Source organism: Paracoccus sulfuroxidans, from assembly GCF_007830335.1.
GTDB classification, from domain to species: domain Bacteria; phylum Pseudomonadota; class Alphaproteobacteria; order Rhodobacterales; family Rhodobacteraceae; genus Paracoccus; species Paracoccus sulfuroxidans.
Genome location: NZ_VLKU01000003.1, coordinates 262,140 through 280,705, shown reverse-complemented (window position 1 = coordinate 280,705; position 18,566 = coordinate 262,140). Strand labels below are relative to the sequence as shown.

Genomic DNA, 18,566 nt, shown 5'->3' with positions numbered 1-18,566 from the left:
ATTACACCCGATCCGTGGATTTCTTGCCAAACAGGCCCTGCGGCATGGCAAACAGCACCAGCAGGATCACGATGAAGGCGGCGGCGTCCTTGTATTGCGAACTCAGATAGCCCGCCGTCAGCTGCTCGAGGATGCCCAGCAGGATGCCCCCCACCAGCGCGCCCTTGGGATTGCCCATGCCGCCCAGCATGGCAGCGGCAAAGCCCTTCAGGGCCAGCGCGATGCCCACGTCATACGAGATATTGGTGATCGGCGTGACCAGCACGCCCGCCAGCGCGCCAATGGCCGCCGACAGCGCGAAGGACAGCGTCATCACCCATTTGGTGTTGATGCCGACAAGCTGCGCGGCCAGCCGGTTGTTCTGCGTCGCCATGACCGCACGTCCGGTCAGCGTCTTGCTGAAGAAGAACCACAGACCCACGAAGACCGCGATGGCGCCGCCGATCACCCACAGGCTTTGCGGCAGGATCGTCGCGCCCAGAATATGGATCGGCGTGTCACCCGAGAAGGCCGGGAAGCGGTGGATCTGCTTGCCGAAGATCAGCTGCGTCGCGCCGCGAATAAAGATCGACGCGCCGATGGTGATGATGATCAGCGACACGACCGGCGCGCCGCGCGCAGGCTCGATCGCCAGCTTGTTCAGCGCCACCCCCACGCAGGCCGTGACCGCGACCGCGATCAGCGCGGCCAGCGGCAAGGGCAGTCCGGCGGCATAGGTGAAGACCGTGATCATGCCGCCCAGCATGACAAACTCGCCTTGCGCGAAGTTCACCACGTCCGAGGCGTTGTAGATGATCGTGAACCCGAGCGCGACCAGCGCATAGACTGCGCCGACCGTCACCCCGGACAGAAGGAATTGCATCAGTTCGGACATGTCCGCTCAAGCTCCGATAAGGGAGGGGGAAGGACCGGGTGTCACCCCGGTCCCACGGATCACTCGACGATCGTCCAGGCGCCGTCGCGGATTTCCAGCATGCGGAATGCCGAAAGGTCGAGGCCCAGGTGATCTTCGGGGGTCATCGTGACGACGCCGGTGGTGCCGACCAGACCCGAGGTCTGTTCGATGGCGTCGCGCACGGCCTCGGGATCAGCCGAGCCTGCGCGCTTGACCGCGTCGGCATAGATGTTCAGCGCGTCATGGGCATAGCCCGCGAAGGTCGAAGGCTTCTCGCCGTATTTGGCCTGATAGCTGGCGGTATAGGCGGCGACGACCGGCTTCTGGGCGTCACCCTCGGCCAAGAGATCGCCGACCAGCAGCGCGGTGCCCGGCAGGCGCACGCCTTCGGCCGCGTCCTTGCCCGCAAGCTCGATGAAGCCTTCCGAGGCCACGCCATGCGACTGGTAAAGCGGCAGGGTGATGCCCAGCTGCTTGTAGTTCCGCGTCACCACCGACGGCCCCTGACCAAAGCCCGCGTTCAGGATGGCCTGTACGCCGTCCTTGCCCTTCAGGTTCGTCAGCTGCGGGGTCATGTCGGCGTCCTGCGGGCCATAGCTTTCGTCGCCCATCACCTCGATGCCGTAATTGCCCACGACCTCAAGGCATTGCTTGCGCATCGAGGCGCCAAAGCCGTCCGTGCCCGAGATCATGCCGATCTTGGTGTAACCCTGCTTCTTCATGTCCTCGAAGATTTTCTCGCAGGCCATGCGGTCGGTGTGCGGGGTCTTGAAGGCCCAGGGCTTGACCGGGCTGATGATCTCGATGGCACCGGCCAGCGAGATGAAGGGGATCTCGGCGTCTTCGGCCACCGGGATGATCGACATCGAGGTGCCGGTGGTGGTGCCGCCGATGATCGCCTGAACCTCGTCATCCTCGATCAGGCGGGTGGCGAAGGTGCGGGCCTTGTTGGCATCGCCGCCATCGTCATAGAGCACGAGCGAGATCTGTTCGCCGTTCAACCCGCCTGCGGCGTTGATCTCATCGACCATCATCTTCAGCGTCTTCGCCTCGGGGTCGCCCAGATAGGCGGCGGGGCCGGTCTCGGAGATCGAGGCGCCCAGCTTGATCTCGGCCAGTGCCGGAGCCGCCGCAAGACCTGCGGCAAAGGCCACGCAAAGCGCGGTTGTGTTCAGATAGTTCATGTATTCCCCTCCCATTGGGTCTTGATCTGGCGGTTTCTCAGGCCGCCTTTGGTCTTCTGGACATTACCACGCGGAAGCGCCCGGCAATGAAGGCGCTGTCCGTCAGGCTGGCATTGCCCGCCGGATTCGCACCCGTCACATGATAATCGCTGAAGGCGGCGCTTTGATTGACATAAATGCCGCCCGTCAGGTTGATCGACAGATTCACCCCCGCCCAGGCGAAGGCATCGATGGCACGCGCAATGCGCGCCTCATCGGTGTCGTAAAGCGCGGCGGTGATCGCCCCCTTGCTGCGCGCCAAATCGGCGGCGGCCTGGATGCCCGCATCGGCATCCTCGACCGCGACGATGAACGAGATCGGGCCGAAGCATTCGTGGCGGTGCGGGCCGTCCGGCGCATCCTCGACCTGCAGGATCAGCGGGCTTGCGCTGCGCCCCTCGGCCAGCGGCGCGCTGTCGCGCAGGACCCCGCCCATGCCGCGCGCCGAGGCCACCCGCGCCAGCGTCGCCGGATTGGCGATGGTGCCGCAGACGCCCGAGGCGCGCGCCGGATCGGCCAGCAGCGCGTCAATCGCCCCGGCAATGCCTGCCGCGACCTCATCCAGCGTCTTTGGCCCCTCGTCGGTCTGGATGCCGCCCTTCGGGACATAGATATTCTGCGGCGCGGTGCACATCTGGCCGCTGTAAAGCGACAGCGAAAACGCGATATTGCTGCACATTCCGCGAAAATCATCGGTGCCCGCGATGGTGATCGAGTTGACCCCGGCCTCTTCGGTAAAGACCAGTGCGCCACCCGCATTTGCCCGCACATGATCGCCGAAGGCGTTCGAGCCGGTGTAGTCGATGATCGCCACCTCGGGCGCGGCGATCAGATCGCCGGTGATCTCGGCCCCCGCCTCATCCACCGCCAGCAGGACGACATCGGGCGAAAAACCCGCCTCGGCCAGCACCTCACGTGCGATGCGCACGGTCAGGGCCAGCGGCAGAATCGCGGCGGGATGCGGCTTCACGATCAGCGTGTTCCCGGTCACGAGGCTGGCGAACATGCCGGGATAGGAATTCCAGGTCGGGAAGGTGTTGCAGCCAATCGCCAGCGAGATCCCGCGCGGCACCGCCCGCCACTGTTTCTCCAGCACGATGGGCGCGGCCTTGCCCTGCGGCTTTTCCCAGACGGCGGTCGCGGGCGTCCGCATCATTTCCTGCCAGGCGACGGCGACGGCCTCCAGCCCGCGATCCTGCGCATGCGGCCCGCCCGCCTGAAAGGCCATCGGAAAGGCCTGCCCGGTCGTGTGCATGGTCGCGTGACCCATGAGGAAGCTTTGGCGGTTCAGCCGGTGCAGGATCTCAAGGCAGACGCCTGCCCGCTCAGCAGGCGTGGCTGCAGTCCAACCCGCGGCGGCACGGCCCGAGGCCGCAATCAGCGCCCCTGCCCCTGCTGACGGATAGGTGATTCGCAGATCCAGCCCCCAGGGCGAAACCTCGGCGCCCAGACGGCGTTCTTCGGGATGGCCGGGCAGATCGAAGGCCGCCCCCAGCAGCGCCTGAAACGCGGCCTCACCGTCGCTGCGCGCGGATTCTCCATAGATCTTTCCGCTGGGCGTTTCGGGGAATGGCGTCCAGAATGCACGCGACTGCAATGCCGCCAGCGCATCCGCCAGCATGGCTTCGTGACGTCGGAAATTGTCGGTCATGGCATCCCCCTCCCATGGCTGAGGATTATCATTGACCGGCCGGTCGGTTTATGCAACAGTTTTTTACAGCACCATGTCAGGACGCGACGAGGAGGTCGCGCCGCCAAGGGGGAGACAACTTCATGACGCAGTCCGAATCGATTCTTGCCACGCTGGAAAACGGCGTCCTGCAGATCACCCTCAACCGTCCCGACAAGCTGAATTCCTTCAACGAAGAGATGCACATGGCGCTGCGCGCCGCAATCCAGCGCGCCCATGACGAGCCTGAAATTCGCGCGGTCCTGCTGACCGGATCCGGGCGCGGGTTCTGCGCCGGGCAGGATCTGGGCGACCGCGATCCACGCAAGGGCGGACCTGCGCCCGATCTGGGCCATACGCTCGACACTTTCTATAACCCGACGCTGCGGCTGATCCGCAACCTGCCGAAGCCGGTGGTCTGCGCGGTGAACGGCGTGGCGGCGGGTGCGGGCGCCAATATCGCCTTTGCCTGCGACATCGTACTGGCCGCCGAATCGGCGAAATTCATTCAGGCGTTTTCGAAGATTGGCCTTGTCCCCGACGCGGGCGGAAGCTGGTCACTGCCCCGCATCATCGGAGAGCCGCGCGCCAAGGCGCTGGCCCTGACCGCCGAGCCGCTGCCTGCCACGACCGCCGCCGACTGGGGGCTGATCTGGAAGGCCCTTCCCGACGACCAGCTAATGACCGAGGCGACCGCGCTGGCCCAGCGGCTGGCCGCAGGTCCGACGCTGGGCCTTGGCCTGACCAAGCAGCTCATTCAGGCCGCCGCCTCGCAGTCGCTGGACCAGCAGCTCGACATGGAACGCGACTGCCAGCAGACCGCCGGACGCTCGGCCGACTATGCCGAGGGCGTCACGGCCTTCCTGGAAAAACGCAAGGCGGAGTTCACCGGCAAATGAGCAGCATGACCGAACAGGAACTGGCCGAGGCTTGCGCCAAGGCCATGTGGAACGACGACAGCGCCAGCCAGCGCCTTGGCATGAGCCTTGACAATATCGCCCCGGGCGAGGCGACGCTCAGCATGGACATCACCGCCGAGATGTCGAACGGCCATGGCAACTGCCACGGCGGCTATATCTTCACGCTGGCCGACAGCGCCTTCGCCTTCGCCTGCAACAGCCGCAACCAGATCACGGTCGCGCAGCAGAACTCGATCACCTACATCAACCCCGGCCGCATCGGTGACCGCCTGACGGCGACCGCACGCGAGGTCTCGCTGCGCGGGCGCTCGGGGATCTACGATGTCCGCATCACCAACCAGCAGGGTGAGCATATCGCCGAATTTCGCGGCCATTCACGCAGCGTGAAGGGCACGCATCTACCACAGCAGAATTGAACCCGGGCGTTTCTGAGGGAGGAAGCCATGGAAGACCTGACGCCGAACCAAAAAGACCTCGATCCGATCGAAACCGCCTCGCGCGATGAGATCGAGGCACTGCAATTCCACCGCATGAAGCGCTCGCTGAAACATGCCTATGAGAATTCGCCCTTCTTCCGCAAACGCTTCATCGAGGCCGATGTCCACCCTGAAGAGCTGAAATCGCTGAAAGACATCGCGAAATTCCCCTTCACCTACAAGCAGGACCTGCGCGACACCTATCCCTTCGGGATGTTCGCCGTGCCGCAGAAGCAGCTCTCGCGCATCCATGGTTCCTCGGGGACGACCGGCAAGCCGACCGTGGTGGGCTATACCAAGAATGACATCGACACCTGGGCCAACCTGATCGCGCGCTCGATCCGCGCGGGCGGCGGGCGTCCGGGCGACATCCTGCACAACGCCTATGGCTACGGCCTTTTCACCGGCGGTCTTGGCGCGCATTACGGCGCCGAGCGTCTGGGCTGCACTGTCGTTCCGATCTCGGGCGGCGGGACCGAGCGTCAGGTGACGCTGATCAACGATTTCAAGCCGCGCGTCATCATGGTGACGCCCAGCTACATGCTGTCGATTCTGGATGAATTCCATCGTCAGGGCCTCGACCCGCGCAAATCCTCGCTGCAGGTCGGCATCTTCGGGGCAGAGCCCTGGACGAACTCGATGCGCGAGGAAATCGAGCAGGCCTTCGACATGCATGCCGTCGACATCTATGGCCTCTCCGAGATCATGGGCCCCGGCGTCGCGATGGAATGTGTCGAGACCAAGGACGGGCTGCATTTCTGGGAAGACCATTTCTACCCCGAGATCATTGACCCGGTGACGGGCGAGCCGCTGCCGGATGGCGAGATGGGCGAGCTGGTCATCACGACGCTGACCAAGGAAGGTCTGCCGATGGTGCGCTACCGCACCCGCGACCTGACCCGGCTTCTGCCCGGTACGGCGCGCTCGATGCGCCGGATCGAGAAGATCACCGGGCGTTCGGATGACATGATCATCCTGCGCGGCGTCAACGTCTTCCCGACCCAGATCGAGGAACAGATCCTGAAATGCCCGCAGCTCGCGCCGCATTTCCACATCGAACTGGTCCGCAGCGGTCGCATGGACGGGATGATCGTCCATGTCGAATGCTCGCCCGACGGCACCGACAGCGACGCCCGCGTGAAATCCGCGAAGGATCTGATCCACCGCATCAAGGGCGTCGTCGGCGTCTCGACCAAGGTCGAAGTGCATGATCCGAACGCGCTTCAGCGCTCGGAAGGCAAGGCCAAGCGCGTCGTCGACAACCGCCCAAAAGAGTAATCGGGCACGTCGGCCGTGACTTTTCGGCCATTGACCGCTAGATGAAGCCGTCACGGGCGCCTGCCGCCCGTGATTTCTGCGCCTCAGACCTCGGGACGAACAGCAAAATGGCTCGAACACGGGCAAACGACTTCGAAGAAAAGCAGCGCGGCATCTTACAGAATGCCGCCACGGTCTTTGCCGAACAGGGCATGGACAAGGCCTCGATGTCGCAGATCGCCGCACATGCTCAGGTGTCGAAGGCGCTGCTTTATCATTACTACCCCAGCAAGGACGCGCTGATTTTCGCGATCATCACCGGCCATCTGGAGGAGCTCGACGCCGAGATTTCGGCCGCCGACGACCCCAGCCTGCAGCCCGAGCAGCGCCTGCGCAAGCTGGTCGGCACGGTGCTGGAGTGCTATCGGGGCGCGGACAATGAACACAAGGTCCAGCTGAACGCCACCGCCGCGCTGAGCGACGAACAGCGCGCCGAGATCACCAAGATCGAGCGGCGGATCGTGCGCCATTTCTCGACCGTGCTGCATGACCTGAACCCCGATCTGGACCAGAAGCAGCGCCCGCTGTTGATGCCGGTGACCATGTCGCTGTTTGGCATGATGAACTGGGTCTATATGTGGTTCCGCGACGGCGGCCGCATCAGCCGCGAGGATTATGCCGACGTGGCGACCACGCTGATCCTCGAAGGCATCAAGGCCGTGCGCTAAATCCGCCACGCCTGCCGCAGCGATCTGGGCGCCCTGCCGCCACCATACGCTGCAAGCGGCTGACATGGCCCGCCAATCGGGCTAGCCTGCCCCAAGGTCTGCGGCCCCGCCGCATCCCCTCAGCAGGAGATCGCCATGGCGTCCTACCGCATCTCGACCGCCTTCATCACGGTGATGGTCATTGCCAGCGTCATGCTGATTGCCGTCATCCGGCCCTATTATGGCGCGGTCCTTTGGGCGGTGATCCTGGCGATCCTGTTCCATCCGCTGTATCTGCGCGCGCTTGGATGGACCCGGGGCAGGCCCGGATTTGCGGCCTTCATCAGCGTGATGATCTGTATTCTGCTGGTCGTCATCCCCTTCATCATGCTGGTCAGCCTGCTGGCGGCCGAGGCCGCCCGGGCCTATCAGATGCTGACCAGCGCACCGCCCGACATCGCCTCGATGCTGGACCGCGCCTGGACCGCATTGCCCGACAGCGTTCACAACCTTCTGGACCGGCTGAACCTGCCCACCGCCTCCGAGGTCGCGGCCCGCTTCAGCACCGTGCTGGAGAACGTGCTGCAATTCATGGGCAAAGGCTTCTATTCCTTCAGCCAGGGAGCCATTGGCTTCACCATCGCCTTCGGCGTGGCCCTGTACCTGCTGTTCTTCATGTTCCGCGACGGGGTGCAGCTGTCGCAGACGCTGCGGATCGCAAGCCCGCTGACGCCGCGCCAGACCGATGTGCTGCTGAACACCTTCGCCTCGGTGGTGACGGCCACGGTGAAGGGCAATATCATCATCGCCGCCATTCAGGGTGCCATCGGCGGCGTCACGCTGTGGTTTCTGGGCATTGGCGCGCCGATCCTGTGGGGCGTGGTGATGGCGGTGCTGTCGCTGATCCCGGCGGTGGGCGCAGGGCTGATCTGGGCACCCATCGGGATCTATCTGCTGATGACCGGTGCAGTCGGTAAGGGCATCATCCTGCTGCTGGTCGGCACCTTCGTCATCAGCCTGGTCGACAACCTGTTGCGGCCGCGACTGGTCGGCGGGCAGATCAACATGCCCGACTATCTGGTGCTGGTCTCGACGCTGGGCGGGCTGGCGGTGCTGGGGGTCAACGGTTTCGTCGTGGGCCCGCTGGTCGCGGCGCTGTTCCTGGCCGTCTGGCGGCTCTACATCGAGGCCAAGGCCGATGCCCCTACCCTGCCCCTTCCCGCAGACGAAACCGCCGAGCCCTGAGGTCAGGGCCCGGCGCAATCACTTGCATTTGGAAGGCGTTCAGGCGGCAGGCGGCCAGCTTTTCGCGACCATGGTCAGCACGTCATATTGCGCGACGACCGCCCCGTCCTGATTGGTGACCTGACAGTCCCAACGCACCTCACCATGTTCGGCGGTGGCGCGCGGGTTGATCTCTTTACAGGTCAGCCGCACCTGCAGCGTGTCGCCGAAATAGACCGGCGTCAGGAAGCGCAGGTGGTCGACGCCAAAGTTCGCCAGCACCGGGCCGGGGTTCGGCTCCACGAACAGACCTGCCGCAAAGGACGCGATCAGATAGCCATGCGCCACGCGGTCGTCGAAGAACGGGTTCGCCTTGGCAGCCTCGCTGTCCATATGCGCATAGAAGGTGTCGCCGGTGAAATGGGCGAAATGCTCGACATCCTCCAGCGTGATGGTGCGCTTGGCGGTGACCAGCTGGTCTCCGATCTTCAGTTCGGCCAGCGATTTGCGGAAGGGATGCTCGCCCTGCGTGGCATCGGCCCCCTCGATCCAGCGACCGGTGACAGCCGACAGAAGGCGCGGCGTGCCCTGCACGGCGGTGCGCTGCATGTAATGCTTGACGCCCCGCATGCCGCCCATCTCTTCGCCGCCGCCCGCGCGACCCGGCCCGCCATGGACCAGCCCCGCCAGAGGCGAGCCATGCCCGGTCGAGGTCTTGGCCGAGGCCCGGTTCCCGATCAGCACCCGCCCGTGATAGGGGGCGATGCCCAGCACCACCTCTTCGGCGACCTTCGGATCATCGGTGAAAAGCGAGCTGACCAGCGAGCCCTTGCCCTTGCGCGACAGCTCGACCGCCTCATCAAGGCTGTCATAGGGCATGACCGTCGACACCGGCCCGAAGGCCTCGACATCATGGACCGCAGTGGCCGCGAAGGGCTTGTCACAATAAAGCAGCACCGGGTTCAGGAACGCGCCCTTCTCGGCATCGCCCGAGGCGACGTTGACCGCATCGGGGTCGCCCGCCACGATCTCGGCATCGGCCTGCAGATCGCGGATGCGCTGGCGCACCTCGTCGCGCTGATCCATCGAGGCCAGCGGGCCCATGCGCGTGCCCTCATCGCCCGGCAGGCCGACGGCGGTCTTGGCCAGACGCTCGCCAATGGCGGCAACCAGCGCCTCGGTCAGCGCACGCGGCGCGATGACGCGGCGGATGGCGGTGCATTTCTGCCCGGCCTTCGCGGTCATCTCGCGCGCGACTTCCTTGACGAACAGGTCAAACTCGGGCGTGCCCGGCACCGCATCAGGGCCAAGGATCGAGGAGTTCAGGCTGTCGGCCTCCATGGTGAAGCGGACCGAATTCTGGATGATCGCCGGATGCTGCTTCAGCTTCTGCCCCGTCCAGGCCGAGCCGGTGAAGGTCACCGCGTCCTGCCCCGTGACATGGTCCAGCAGATCCCCGACCGAGCCGCAGATCAGCTGCAGCGCACCTTCGGGCAGGATGCCGGTTTCAATGATGCGGCGCACCACCAGCTCGGTCAGATAGGCGGTCTGGCTGGCGGGCTTCACCACGCAGGGCACCCCGGCCAGCAGGGTCGGCGCGATCTTTTCCAGCATGCCCCAAACGGGGAAGTTGAAGGCGTTGATGTGGACGGCCACGCCCTGAAGCGGCGTCAGGATGTGCTGGGCCGAAAAGCTGTTGTCCTTCGACAGCGGCTCGACATCGCCATCGACCAGCACGCGGGTATTCGGCAGCTCGCGCCGCCCTTTCGAGGCGAAGGTCAGCATCGTCCCGATGCCCCCTTCGATATCGACCCACCCGTCCGAGCGCGTGGCCCCCGTGCGCAGGCTTTCGGTGTAGAACTCTTCCTTCTGCTCCATCAGCTTCAGGCCCAGGGCCTTCAGCATGGCGGCGCGTTCGTGGAAGGACATGGCGCGCAGTTTGGGGCTGGCCACGCTGCGGCCAAACTCCAGAACCTCGGCAAAGTTCAGGCCCGAGGAATCGATATGCGCCACCAGCTCTCCGGTCGAGGCGTCCAGCAGCGGCTGGCCCTCTTTTGCGCCGGGGGTCCACTGGCCGCAGACATAGCTTTCAAGACGGCGCGCAGGGCGGATCGTCGCGTTCATGGGCGTTTCCTTTTTCATCTGCCGGTCGGTGCCGGCGCGCGCCAGTCAGGCGCGCCCGCGCGGCACCGCTCCGGCCGGGTCAATTGAGGCCAAGCCGGTCCAGCAAGGCATCCAGGTCCTGCTGCCAGCGTGACAGCAGGGTTTCATTCGGGGTGCGGCGCAGGCCGAACCGCGACAGCGTCTCGAAGCGGCTGGAGTTCAGGCTGCCGAAGGTCGCGGCGACGCGCGGACGCCAATAGGCGATGAGTTCCCGTAGACGAGCCTTGTCGCCACCGGTCGCCAGCTTCTCGATCCCTTCGATACCCAGCTCCATATGGCGGCGTTCGCGGGGCGCGATCTCGCGGAAGACCTCGGCCAGCGGCGCATAGGACAGCCGCGTCAGCTCGGTCAGCTGCACCTGCGTGGCCAGCCCCATCAGCACGTTCATCACCACCGCGTCGTCCCAGCTGGACAGCGGATAGTGAAAGACCGACAGGCGCATGTCGCCGTCGCGGCGCGCGGCATCTAGGCTCGCGTCGCGTTCCACGCGCGAGGCCCAGTCGTGCATCGCCTGATAGCGGTCGGTGTCGGTGCCGAAATCGGCCATGACGTTCAGCACCCGCTCGGCGTGATCGGCCTTTTCCAGCGTGATGCGGCTGGCGGCGATGCGCTCCTTGATGCCGGGCGCGAAGTTGATCGAGGCCGCGAACCCGGCCGAAGCCGCCAGTTCGCTGTCCACGAAGGACGCCATCAGCCGCAGCAACTCGCCCCGATAGCGCGCGGGCACGTTGTCCGGAGAGGTCAGCACCCCGCCCTGAGCAAGGTAGTCGTCGATATTCATCGTATCCATGATAACCTCACTTATTCGTCGTAGGTGACGATGACGCGGTCGCTCAGCGGCACGGCCTGACAGCTCAGGACGTAACCGGCACGGACCTCGTAATCTTCCAGCGCGTGGTTCACTTCCATCTCGACCTCGCCCTCCAGCACCTTGCAGCGGCAGGTCGAGCAGACGCCCGCCTTGCAGGAATAGGGCGCGTCAATGTGGTTGGCGATGGCGGCGTCCAGCACGGTCTGGCCGTTACGCGCCATGGTGAAGCTGCGGGTCGAGCCGTCCAGCGTCACCGTCGCCTCGATGGCATTGCCGCTGTCGGCCTGGGCCTGCGACACGGCGCGCGCCTTGGCGCGGCCCGGCTGGCTTGAGGCGAAAAGCTCGAACTTGATCTGGCTGTCGTCCAGCCCGTGATCGCGCAGCGACTGGGCGATGGCCAGCATCATCGGCTCGGGGCCGCAGATGAAGGCGGTCGTGACCGAGCCCGCGTCGATCCAGTGTTCAAACAGCGCCTTCATCTTTTCGGCGTCCACGCGACCGGTGAACAGGTCGATGTCCTGTGCCTCGCTGTCGAGGATATGGATGACCGAAAGCCGCCCCAGATAAGTGTTCTTCAGGTCCTCAAGTTCTTCGCGGAACATGATCGAACTGATCTGGCGGTTCGCATAGACCAGCGTGAAGCGCGACTTCGGCTCACGCGTCAGCACGGTCTTGATGATCGACAGGACCGGCGTGATCCCCGATCCGCCCGCAAAGCCCAGATAGTGCTTTTCGGTGTCCGGCTCGAGCGCGGTGAAGAACTTGCCCATCGGGGGCATCGCCTCAATCTCGTCCCCGGCATTCAGGTTCTCGTTCACCCAGGTCGAGAAGGCGCCGCCATCGACGCGCTTGATGCCGACCTTCAGGACGCCTTCGTCCTTGCCCGCACAAATCGAATAGGACCGGCGCAATTCCTCGCCGTCGAAGCTGCGGCGGAAGGTCAGGTACTGGCCTTGGGTGAAGTCGAACAGCGCCCGGTCCTCGTCCCGGGGGGTCAGCGTCACGACGACCGCGTCGCGCGTTTCGCGCCGCACATCGGTGACCTTCAGCGGATGGAAGCGTGCCATGGATGGGCTCCTGCCTAATGGGTCGGTGGCATCCTCAGATGCATTTGAAATAGTCGAAGGGTTCCAGACAGTCCTTGCAGCGATAGCTGGCCTTGCAGGGCGTCGAGCCGAACTGGCTGAGCTTCTCGGTATGGGTCGAGCCGCAGCGCGGACAGGCGACCGTCAGGTTCGAGGTGCCCGCAAGCCGCGCGATGCGCCCCGCCAGAACCCCGTCCGCCGCCGTGCCGTCGATGGGCGGCGCGATGCCGTAGGCGCGCAGTTTCTCGCGCCCCTCCTCGGTCAGCCAGTCGGTGGTCCAGGGCGGCGACAATTGCCGCTCCAGCCGAAGCTTGTCGATGCCGCGTTCACGCAGGGCCGTCTCGATATCAAGGTTGATGATCGAGGTGGCGGGGCAGCCCGAATAGGTGGGCGTCACCGTCACGACCAGCGTGTCATCCTGCCATTGGACATCGCGGATGATGCCCAGATCGGTCAGGCTGATAACCGGGATCTCGGGGTCGGGCACTTCGGAAAGCCAGCGCCAGACCTGATCCGTATCGGGATGAGCCGGAGCCTGCATGGCGCTTACCAGGTGGCGCCGGGATAGGCGCGCTGCAGGAACTGCATCTCGGCCAGGATATAGCCCAGGTGTTCGGTGTGAACGCCCTTCTTGCCACCCTTGTGCTGCCAGCCTTCCGCGGGCACGGCCAGCGTCGCCTCGTCGAGCACAGCTTTGACCGTGCGCAGCCAGCCGTCCTTCAGGCTGTCGGGGCTGGGGGCGATGCCTGCCGCCGCAATCTCGGCGTCGACCGCATCGGCCATGAAGAGCTCGCCCGTATAGGGCCAGAGCGCGTCCAGCGCCTTCTGCATGCGCTCGTGGCTTTCCTCGGTCCCGTCGCCCAGACGCACGACCAGATCGGCCGAACGCTCAAGGTGATAGGCCACTTCCTTCGAAGCCTTGGCGGCAATCTCGGCCACGCGGGGGTCCGAGGAGTCGCTCAGCGCCTTCAGGAACTCATGGTGCCAGGCGTCGAACAGGAACTGCCGCATCAGGGTCTGACCGAAATCGCCGTTCGGACGCTCGACCAGCAGGACGTTGCGGAAAGCGCCCGCGTCGCGCAGGAAGGCCAGGTCATCGGCGCTGCGGCCCTTGCCCTCGACCTCGGCGGCAAGGCCCAGCCACAGCTGGCACTGGCCGATCAGGTCCAGCGCGGTATTGGCCAGCGCGATGTCCTCCTCAAGCGCGGGGGAATGCCCGCACCATTCCGACACGCGATGTCCCAGGATCAGGCAGTTGTCACCGACCCGCTGCAGCCATTCGGCCTGCGCGACCGTCCCGGTCGCAGGTGCTGCGGCAGCCATCACATATGTCCGATTTCTTCGGGGATATCGAAGAAGGTCGGGTGACGATAGACCTTCGAATTCGACGGCTCGAACAGCGGACCCTTGTCCGAGGGCGACGAGGCCGTGATGTCGTTCGAGCGCACGACCCAGATCGAGACGCCCTCATTGCGGCGGGTATAGACGTCGCGGGCATTGCGGATCGCCATTTCGGCGTCCGGCGCATGCAGGCTGCCCACATGGCGGTGGTTCAGGCCATGCTGACCGCGGATAAAGACCTCCCAGAGGGGCCATTCATTCGACATGATGTGTCTCCCAAGGCTTGGGTTATTTGGCTAGGGGGGGATCGGGCGCGAGGGACGCGCCCGCAATCTTACTCGGCCGCGATGCGGGCGCTGGCGCGGCGCGCCTCGGCCTTTTCGGCATGGGCCATCAGCCCGTCGCGGAACCACGCGCCATTGTCCCAGGCATCAACCCGCGCCTGAAGACGCTCGGCGTTGCAGGGGCCGTTGCCGGCGATGACGGCGAAGAACTCGTCCCAATCGGGCTCCGAGAAATCATAGCCGCCCTTTTCCTCGTTCCATTTCAGATGTTCATCCGGAACGGTCAGGCCCAGATATTCGGCCTGCGGGACGGTCTGGTCGACGAACTTCTGGCGCAGCTCGTCATTGGTGTTCATCTTGACCTTCCAGGCCATCGACTGCGCCGAATGGACCGAGTCCTTGTCCGAAGGCCCGAACATCATCAGCGAGGGATACCAGAAGCGGTTCAGCGCATCCTGCGCCATCGCCTTCTGCTCGGGCGTGCCCGAACACATCTTCATCAGGATGTCGTAGCCCTGACGCTGGTGGAAGCTTTCTTCCTTGCAGATGCGGATCATCGCGCGGCTGTAGGGACCATAGGACGTCCGCTGCAGCGGCACCTGGTTCATGATCGCCGCGCCATCGACCAGCCAGCCCACGGCGCCGATATCGGCCCAGGTCAGCGTCGGATAGTTGAAGATCGACGAATATTTCATCTTGCCGGAATGCAGCATCTCCAGCAGTTCGTCGCGGCTGACGCCCAACGTTTCGGCGGCCGAGTAGAGGTAAAGGCCGTGACCAGCCTCATCCTGCACCTTCGCCAGCAGGATCGCCTTGCGCTCCAGCGTTGGGGCGCGGGTGATCCAGTTGCCCTCGGGCAGCTGACCGACGATTTCGGAATGCGCGTGCTGGCCCATCTGGCGGATCAGCGTCTTGCGATAGCCGTCCGGCATCCATTCCTTGGGCTCGATCTTTTCATTGCGGTCGATGCGATCCTGGAAGGCGCGCTCTTCCGGCGTCATGTCCTCGGGCGACTTCATCCCCTCGGTCTTGACCAACTGTGCATACATGGTTCGGTCCTCCGCTTTCAGACGCGTTCAATGATGATGGCGATGCCCTGCCCCACGCCGATGCACATGGTGCAAAGGGCATAGCGTCCGCCGGTCCGGTGAAGCTGATACATCGCCGTCGTGACCAGCCGGGCACCCGACATGCCCAGAGGATGGCCAATGGCAATCGCCCCACCATTCGCATTCACGTGCCCGGCATCATCGGGCAGGCCCAGTTCGCGCAGCACGGCAAGACCCTGCGCGGCGAAGGCCTCGTTCAATTCTATCACATCCATATCGGCAAGGCTAAGCCCGGCACGCGCCAGAACCTTGCGCACCGCCGGAACCGGCCCGATGCCCATGACCCGAGGCTCGACACCCGCCGCAGCCATGGCAACTACGCGCGCTTTGGGCGTCAGGCCCTGCGCCTTCGCGGCCTCTGCCGAGAGGATCGCCAAAGCCGCCGCGCCGTCGTTCACGCCCGAGGCGTTCCCGGCCGTCACGGTCAGGTCGGGACCGTTCACGCCCTTCAGCTTGGCCAGCGCCTCGACCGTCGTCTGCGGGCGCGGATGTTCGTCGGTGGTGAAGACGATCGGGTCGCCCTTGCGCTGCGGGATCGTCACCGGGACGATCTCATCCGCGAAGACGCCCGCCGCTTGCGCCGCGGCCCAGCGTTGCTGGCTGAGGATCGCGAATGCGTCTTGATCGGCACGGCTGATGTTGTAATCGGCGGCCACGTTATCGGCGGTTTCGGGCATCGAATGGGTGCCGAAAGCCTTGTGCAGCGCCGGGTTCGGGAAACGCCAGCCGATGGTGGTGTCATAGACCGCATTGGCGCGTGAGAAGGCGGTTTCCGCCTTGGGCATCACGAAGGGCGCCCGCGTCATGCTTTCGACGCCGCCTGCGATGACGAAATCGCAATCGCCACCCCGGATCGCGCGGGCCGCCATGCCAATGGCATCCATGCCCGAGCCGCAAAGACGGTTCACCGTCGTGCCCGGCACCGAAACCGGCATGCCTGCCAGCAGGATCGCCATGCGACCGACGTTGCGATTGTCCTCACCCGCCTGGTTGGCGCAGCCGAAGATCAGATCGTCGACAGCCGACCAATCCACGCCGGGATTGCGTTCCATCAGGGCTTTCAGGGGCAAAGCGGCCAGATCATCCGCACGGACCGAGGCCAGCGCCCCACCATAACGGCCGATGGGTGTGCGCACCGCGTCACAGATATAGGCTTCGGTCATGCCAAACTCCCTACTGATATCTGGAAGGTCTCCGATTGCTCCACTCAATTCGGTGACCGATTGGTCAATGTATACTCCGCCGAAACATTACAGTCAAATAAATTATTGCCACTATGTGTAATCTATTGATCTAGACCACGCCGATCAGTTCGACAGGCGCTGCGCCTCGACCCCCAGACGCTCCAGCCGCAGGCCCGACCCTTCCGAGACGGCCAGCAGCGGTCCAGTCGAATCCAGAAAACTCTCACCCACGAAAGCATCCGCCGCCGGGGAAAGCGCACGATAAAGCTTCACGAACAGCTTGCGGCAGGCCAGCCCCGGCCAGGCCTCACCCAGAGCCGCCAGCGGCAAGCGAGGATCGCGCAGCGCGACCGCGCGGTAATCGTCGACCAGCCGCAGCCGCAGCGCCAGCGCCTGCGCGCCATCCGGGCTGTATCCCGCATCGACCGCATCACAAAGCGGCTGATAGCGCAGGTTCACCTGCGCGTATCCATCTGCAATCGCTGCAATATCCCAATAACTCGCGGCAAGATCAGGCAGATGCCCGGCACCGGCCACAGCCTCGGCCCGCATGACCAGCCCCTCGGGTTGCGGCAGGTCCATCCGGTCCGGCGCGATGGACAAAGCATCACTCAATTTCGCCCATCCATTGCCAGATGTAACAGCCCCGTCGCTTTGCGCAATCAGCCAGCCCTTCGCATGTGGCGGAGGGGCGAAAAGAACGCGCGCGGCATCCACGAATTCGCGCCGCGCAAGGGCCGTCAGGCGGTAGAAGCTGCGCCGTCCGTCACGCTCTCCGACAAGCTGTCCAGCCGAAACCAGACGGGAAACAGCGGTACGCGCCAGGCTTTCACTGATGCCCTGCTTGGCGCAGGTTTCGATCAGCGTGCCCATCCATAGCGTGCCGCCCCGAGGTTCCACCACATCACCGTAAACAGTGACGATGAACCGTGTCGCGCGGGGCGCCGATCCTGTCAGAATCTGATCCACCTGAGTCAGAATGCCCAACCCATTTCCCAGCGAATCGCGAACCTGCATGTGACAACCCTCCTGTGCGCAGATCCTATGTGACACGAAGTGTGGAAATTTTCTAGAATTACGTGATGCCTTCGGCGAAAATTGTCGCATAGACAGCACAAGCAGCATCACGAGGCTGCGGATACAGCCCCATTCCCTGACGCAGATCAGGTGTATAGGCTCAAAGCGTAACGGGTCAGGACGCCCGCCCCGATCCTAGTCCTGCGACCAGGGCGCGCCGCTGGCAAACTCGGCGGCCAGATGATCGATCAACCGGCGCAGTTTGGTGGGCATCGGCTGGACCGGAGGCCAGACGGCGACAATCGGAATCACCTGCGGCTCGGTGTCGGGCAGCACCCGCTCCAACCGGTCATCGGCCAGCGCGGCCGCCACGATAAAGCGTGGCAGATAGGCCAGTCCGATCCCCGCGATGGCCAGATCGCGCATGGCCTCGCCATTGTTGACGCTGACGGTTTCGCGCACGGCGGGCGTGATCACCTCCTCGCCCTGCCGGAACTGCCAAGTGTCGCTGTTCGAGACATAGGAATAGCCGATCACCGGCATGCCCCCCAGATCTGCAGGCTCGGAGGGGCGGCCATAGCGGTCCAGAAACGCCGGGCTGGCGCAGGGGATCGAGATGTCGTCACACAGCTTGCGCTGCATCAGCGCGGTGTCGCGGGTCCGTCCGATGCGGATGCCAAGGTCGAAGCCGTCGCGCTGCAGGTCGCGGGCGCGGTCGTCGTAGTCGATGCGCAGCTCCAGCTCGGGGTGCTGAAGGGCAAAACGCGCAATGATCCCCGACAAATACATGGTGCCGAAGGTCATCGGCGCGGCAATCGACAGGCGGCCCCGCAGGGTCTCGGGCGAATCGCCGCCCCAGGCCGCGCTTTCGGCGGCGGCGTTCAGCTCGGCCAGCGCCGGGCGCAGGCGATTGGCCAGCCGCAGCGCCGCCTCGGTCGGGGTGATCCGCCCGGCATTGCGGCGAAACAGCGCGGCACCCAGCGTCAGCTCGAAATCCGAGATGCGCTTGCTGACCACCGATTTCGACAGGTTGAGACGCGCCGCAGCCGCCGTGACGGTGCCAAGCTCCATGACGGTCAGGAATGTCGTTATTTCTTCAAGCGTGTAATGCATGCCGGAAGCTTAGCCGCGCCTTTCGCGTTCGCCTAGACGGAACAGCACGGCAGTAGTACTGGCAGATTTCAGGGTTCCTTGACTTACT

General features: G+C 64.6%; 18 protein-coding genes. 5 read left to right on the top strand and 13 right to left on the bottom strand.

Annotation, left to right across the window (positions count from 1 at the left end; genetic code table 11):
* Window position 1 precedes the first annotated feature (1 nt).
* From IQ24_RS06180 to paaN, 3 genes are read right to left on the bottom strand one after another with little or no spacing between them, the layout of a single operon-like run.
* Entirely contained in the window at window positions 2-874 is an 873-nt protein-coding gene (locus IQ24_RS06180) for a branched-chain amino acid ABC transporter permease (RefSeq protein ID WP_145396935.1), read from the bottom strand.
* 59 nt (window positions 875-933) lie between these two features.
* Complete coding sequence (locus tag IQ24_RS06175; RefSeq protein WP_145396934.1) at window positions 934-2,079, bottom strand: ABC transporter substrate-binding protein; 1,146 nt, start codon at window positions 2,077-2,079, stop codon at window positions 934-936.
* A gap of 37 nt (window positions 2,080-2,116) precedes the next feature.
* Complete coding sequence (gene paaN / locus IQ24_RS06170) at window positions 2,117-3,769, bottom strand: phenylacetic acid degradation protein PaaN (RefSeq protein ID WP_145396933.1); 1,653 nt, start codon at window positions 3,767-3,769, stop codon at window positions 2,117-2,119.
* A 122-nt stretch (window positions 3,770-3,891) separates the two neighbouring features.
* Here paaN and paaG point away from each other — a divergent pair, with 122 nt between their 5' ends.
* From paaG to IQ24_RS06145, 5 genes are all read left to right on the top strand, one after another.
* On the top strand, window positions 3,892-4,686 hold the full coding sequence (paaG, locus tag IQ24_RS06165) for a 2-(1,2-epoxy-1,2-dihydrophenyl)acetyl-CoA isomerase PaaG (RefSeq protein WP_145396932.1): 795 nt from the start codon (window positions 3,892-3,894) through the stop codon (window positions 4,684-4,686).
* A 5-nt stretch (window positions 4,687-4,691) separates the two neighbouring features.
* Window positions 4,692-5,123, top strand: coding sequence for a hydroxyphenylacetyl-CoA thioesterase PaaI (gene paaI, locus IQ24_RS06160; protein WP_145397109.1), 432 nt, complete (start codon window positions 4,692-4,694; stop codon window positions 5,121-5,123).
* 27 nt (window positions 5,124-5,150) lie between these two features.
* On the top strand, window positions 5,151-6,461 hold the full coding sequence (gene paaK, locus IQ24_RS06155; protein WP_145396931.1) for a phenylacetate--CoA ligase PaaK: 1,311 nt from the start codon (window positions 5,151-5,153) through the stop codon (window positions 6,459-6,461).
* Between the two features lie 107 nt (window positions 6,462-6,568).
* Window positions 6,569-7,168, top strand: coding sequence for a TetR/AcrR family transcriptional regulator (locus IQ24_RS06150; RefSeq protein WP_145396930.1), 600 nt, complete (start codon window positions 6,569-6,571; stop codon window positions 7,166-7,168).
* Between the two features lie 135 nt (window positions 7,169-7,303).
* On the top strand, window positions 7,304-8,392 hold the full coding sequence (locus IQ24_RS06145; protein WP_145396929.1) for an AI-2E family transporter: 1,089 nt from the start codon (window positions 7,304-7,306) through the stop codon (window positions 8,390-8,392).
* Between the two features lie 39 nt (window positions 8,393-8,431).
* Here the strand turns inward: IQ24_RS06145 and paaZ are convergent, their stop codons facing one another.
* The 10 genes from paaZ to IQ24_RS06095 all read right to left on the bottom strand — a co-directional run bounded on the left by paaZ (window position 8,432) and on the right by IQ24_RS06095 (window position 18,478).
* Entirely contained in the window at window positions 8,432-10,495 is a 2,064-nt protein-coding gene (gene paaZ / locus IQ24_RS06140) for a phenylacetic acid degradation bifunctional protein PaaZ (RefSeq protein WP_145396928.1), read from the bottom strand.
* A gap of 79 nt (window positions 10,496-10,574) precedes the next feature.
* Window positions 10,575-11,327, bottom strand: a complete 753-nt coding sequence (locus IQ24_RS06135; RefSeq protein ID WP_145396927.1) for a Phenylacetic acid catabolic protein — start codon at window positions 11,325-11,327, stop codon at window positions 10,575-10,577.
* Between the two features lie 8 nt (window positions 11,328-11,335).
* The gene (gene paaE / locus IQ24_RS06130; RefSeq protein WP_145396926.1) at window positions 11,336-12,412 is read right to left on the bottom strand and encodes a 1,2-phenylacetyl-CoA epoxidase subunit PaaE; all 1,077 of its coding nucleotides are present in this window, start codon (window positions 12,410-12,412) and stop codon (window positions 11,336-11,338) included.
* A 34-nt stretch (window positions 12,413-12,446) separates the two neighbouring features.
* Window positions 12,447-12,971: a 1,2-phenylacetyl-CoA epoxidase subunit PaaD gene (paaD, locus tag IQ24_RS06125; protein ID WP_145396925.1), complete on the bottom strand. Its 525-nt coding sequence runs from the start codon at window positions 12,969-12,971 to the stop codon at window positions 12,447-12,449.
* A 5-nt stretch (window positions 12,972-12,976) separates the two neighbouring features.
* The gene (gene paaC / locus IQ24_RS06120; protein ID WP_145396924.1) at window positions 12,977-13,753 is read right to left on the bottom strand and encodes a 1,2-phenylacetyl-CoA epoxidase subunit PaaC; all 777 of its coding nucleotides are present in this window, start codon (window positions 13,751-13,753) and stop codon (window positions 12,977-12,979) included.
* The gene (gene paaB, locus IQ24_RS06115) at window positions 13,753-14,037 is read right to left on the bottom strand and encodes a 1,2-phenylacetyl-CoA epoxidase subunit PaaB (protein ID WP_145396923.1); all 285 of its coding nucleotides are present in this window, start codon (window positions 14,035-14,037) and stop codon (window positions 13,753-13,755) included. The genes paaC and paaB overlap by 1 nt, the downstream gene beginning before the upstream one ends.
* A gap of 68 nt (window positions 14,038-14,105) precedes the next feature.
* The gene (paaA, locus tag IQ24_RS06110; protein ID WP_145396922.1) at window positions 14,106-15,104 is read right to left on the bottom strand and encodes a 1,2-phenylacetyl-CoA epoxidase subunit PaaA; all 999 of its coding nucleotides are present in this window, start codon (window positions 15,102-15,104) and stop codon (window positions 14,106-14,108) included.
* Window positions 15,105-15,121: 17 nt separating this feature from the next.
* Window positions 15,122-16,327 carry a 3-oxoadipyl-CoA thiolase gene (gene pcaF / locus IQ24_RS06105; RefSeq protein WP_145396921.1) on the bottom strand — a complete coding sequence of 402 codons (1,206 nt, stop codon included), beginning with the start codon at window positions 16,325-16,327 and terminating at the stop codon, window positions 15,122-15,124.
* 144 nt (window positions 16,328-16,471) lie between these two features.
* On the bottom strand, window positions 16,472-17,365 hold the full coding sequence (locus IQ24_RS06100) for a PaaX family transcriptional regulator C-terminal domain-containing protein (protein WP_145396920.1): 894 nt from the start codon (window positions 17,363-17,365) through the stop codon (window positions 16,472-16,474).
* A gap of 195 nt (window positions 17,366-17,560) precedes the next feature.
* Window positions 17,561-18,478: a LysR family transcriptional regulator gene (locus IQ24_RS06095; protein WP_145396919.1), complete on the bottom strand. Its 918-nt coding sequence runs from the start codon at window positions 18,476-18,478 to the stop codon at window positions 17,561-17,563.
* Window positions 18,479-18,566: the final 88 nt, after the last annotated feature.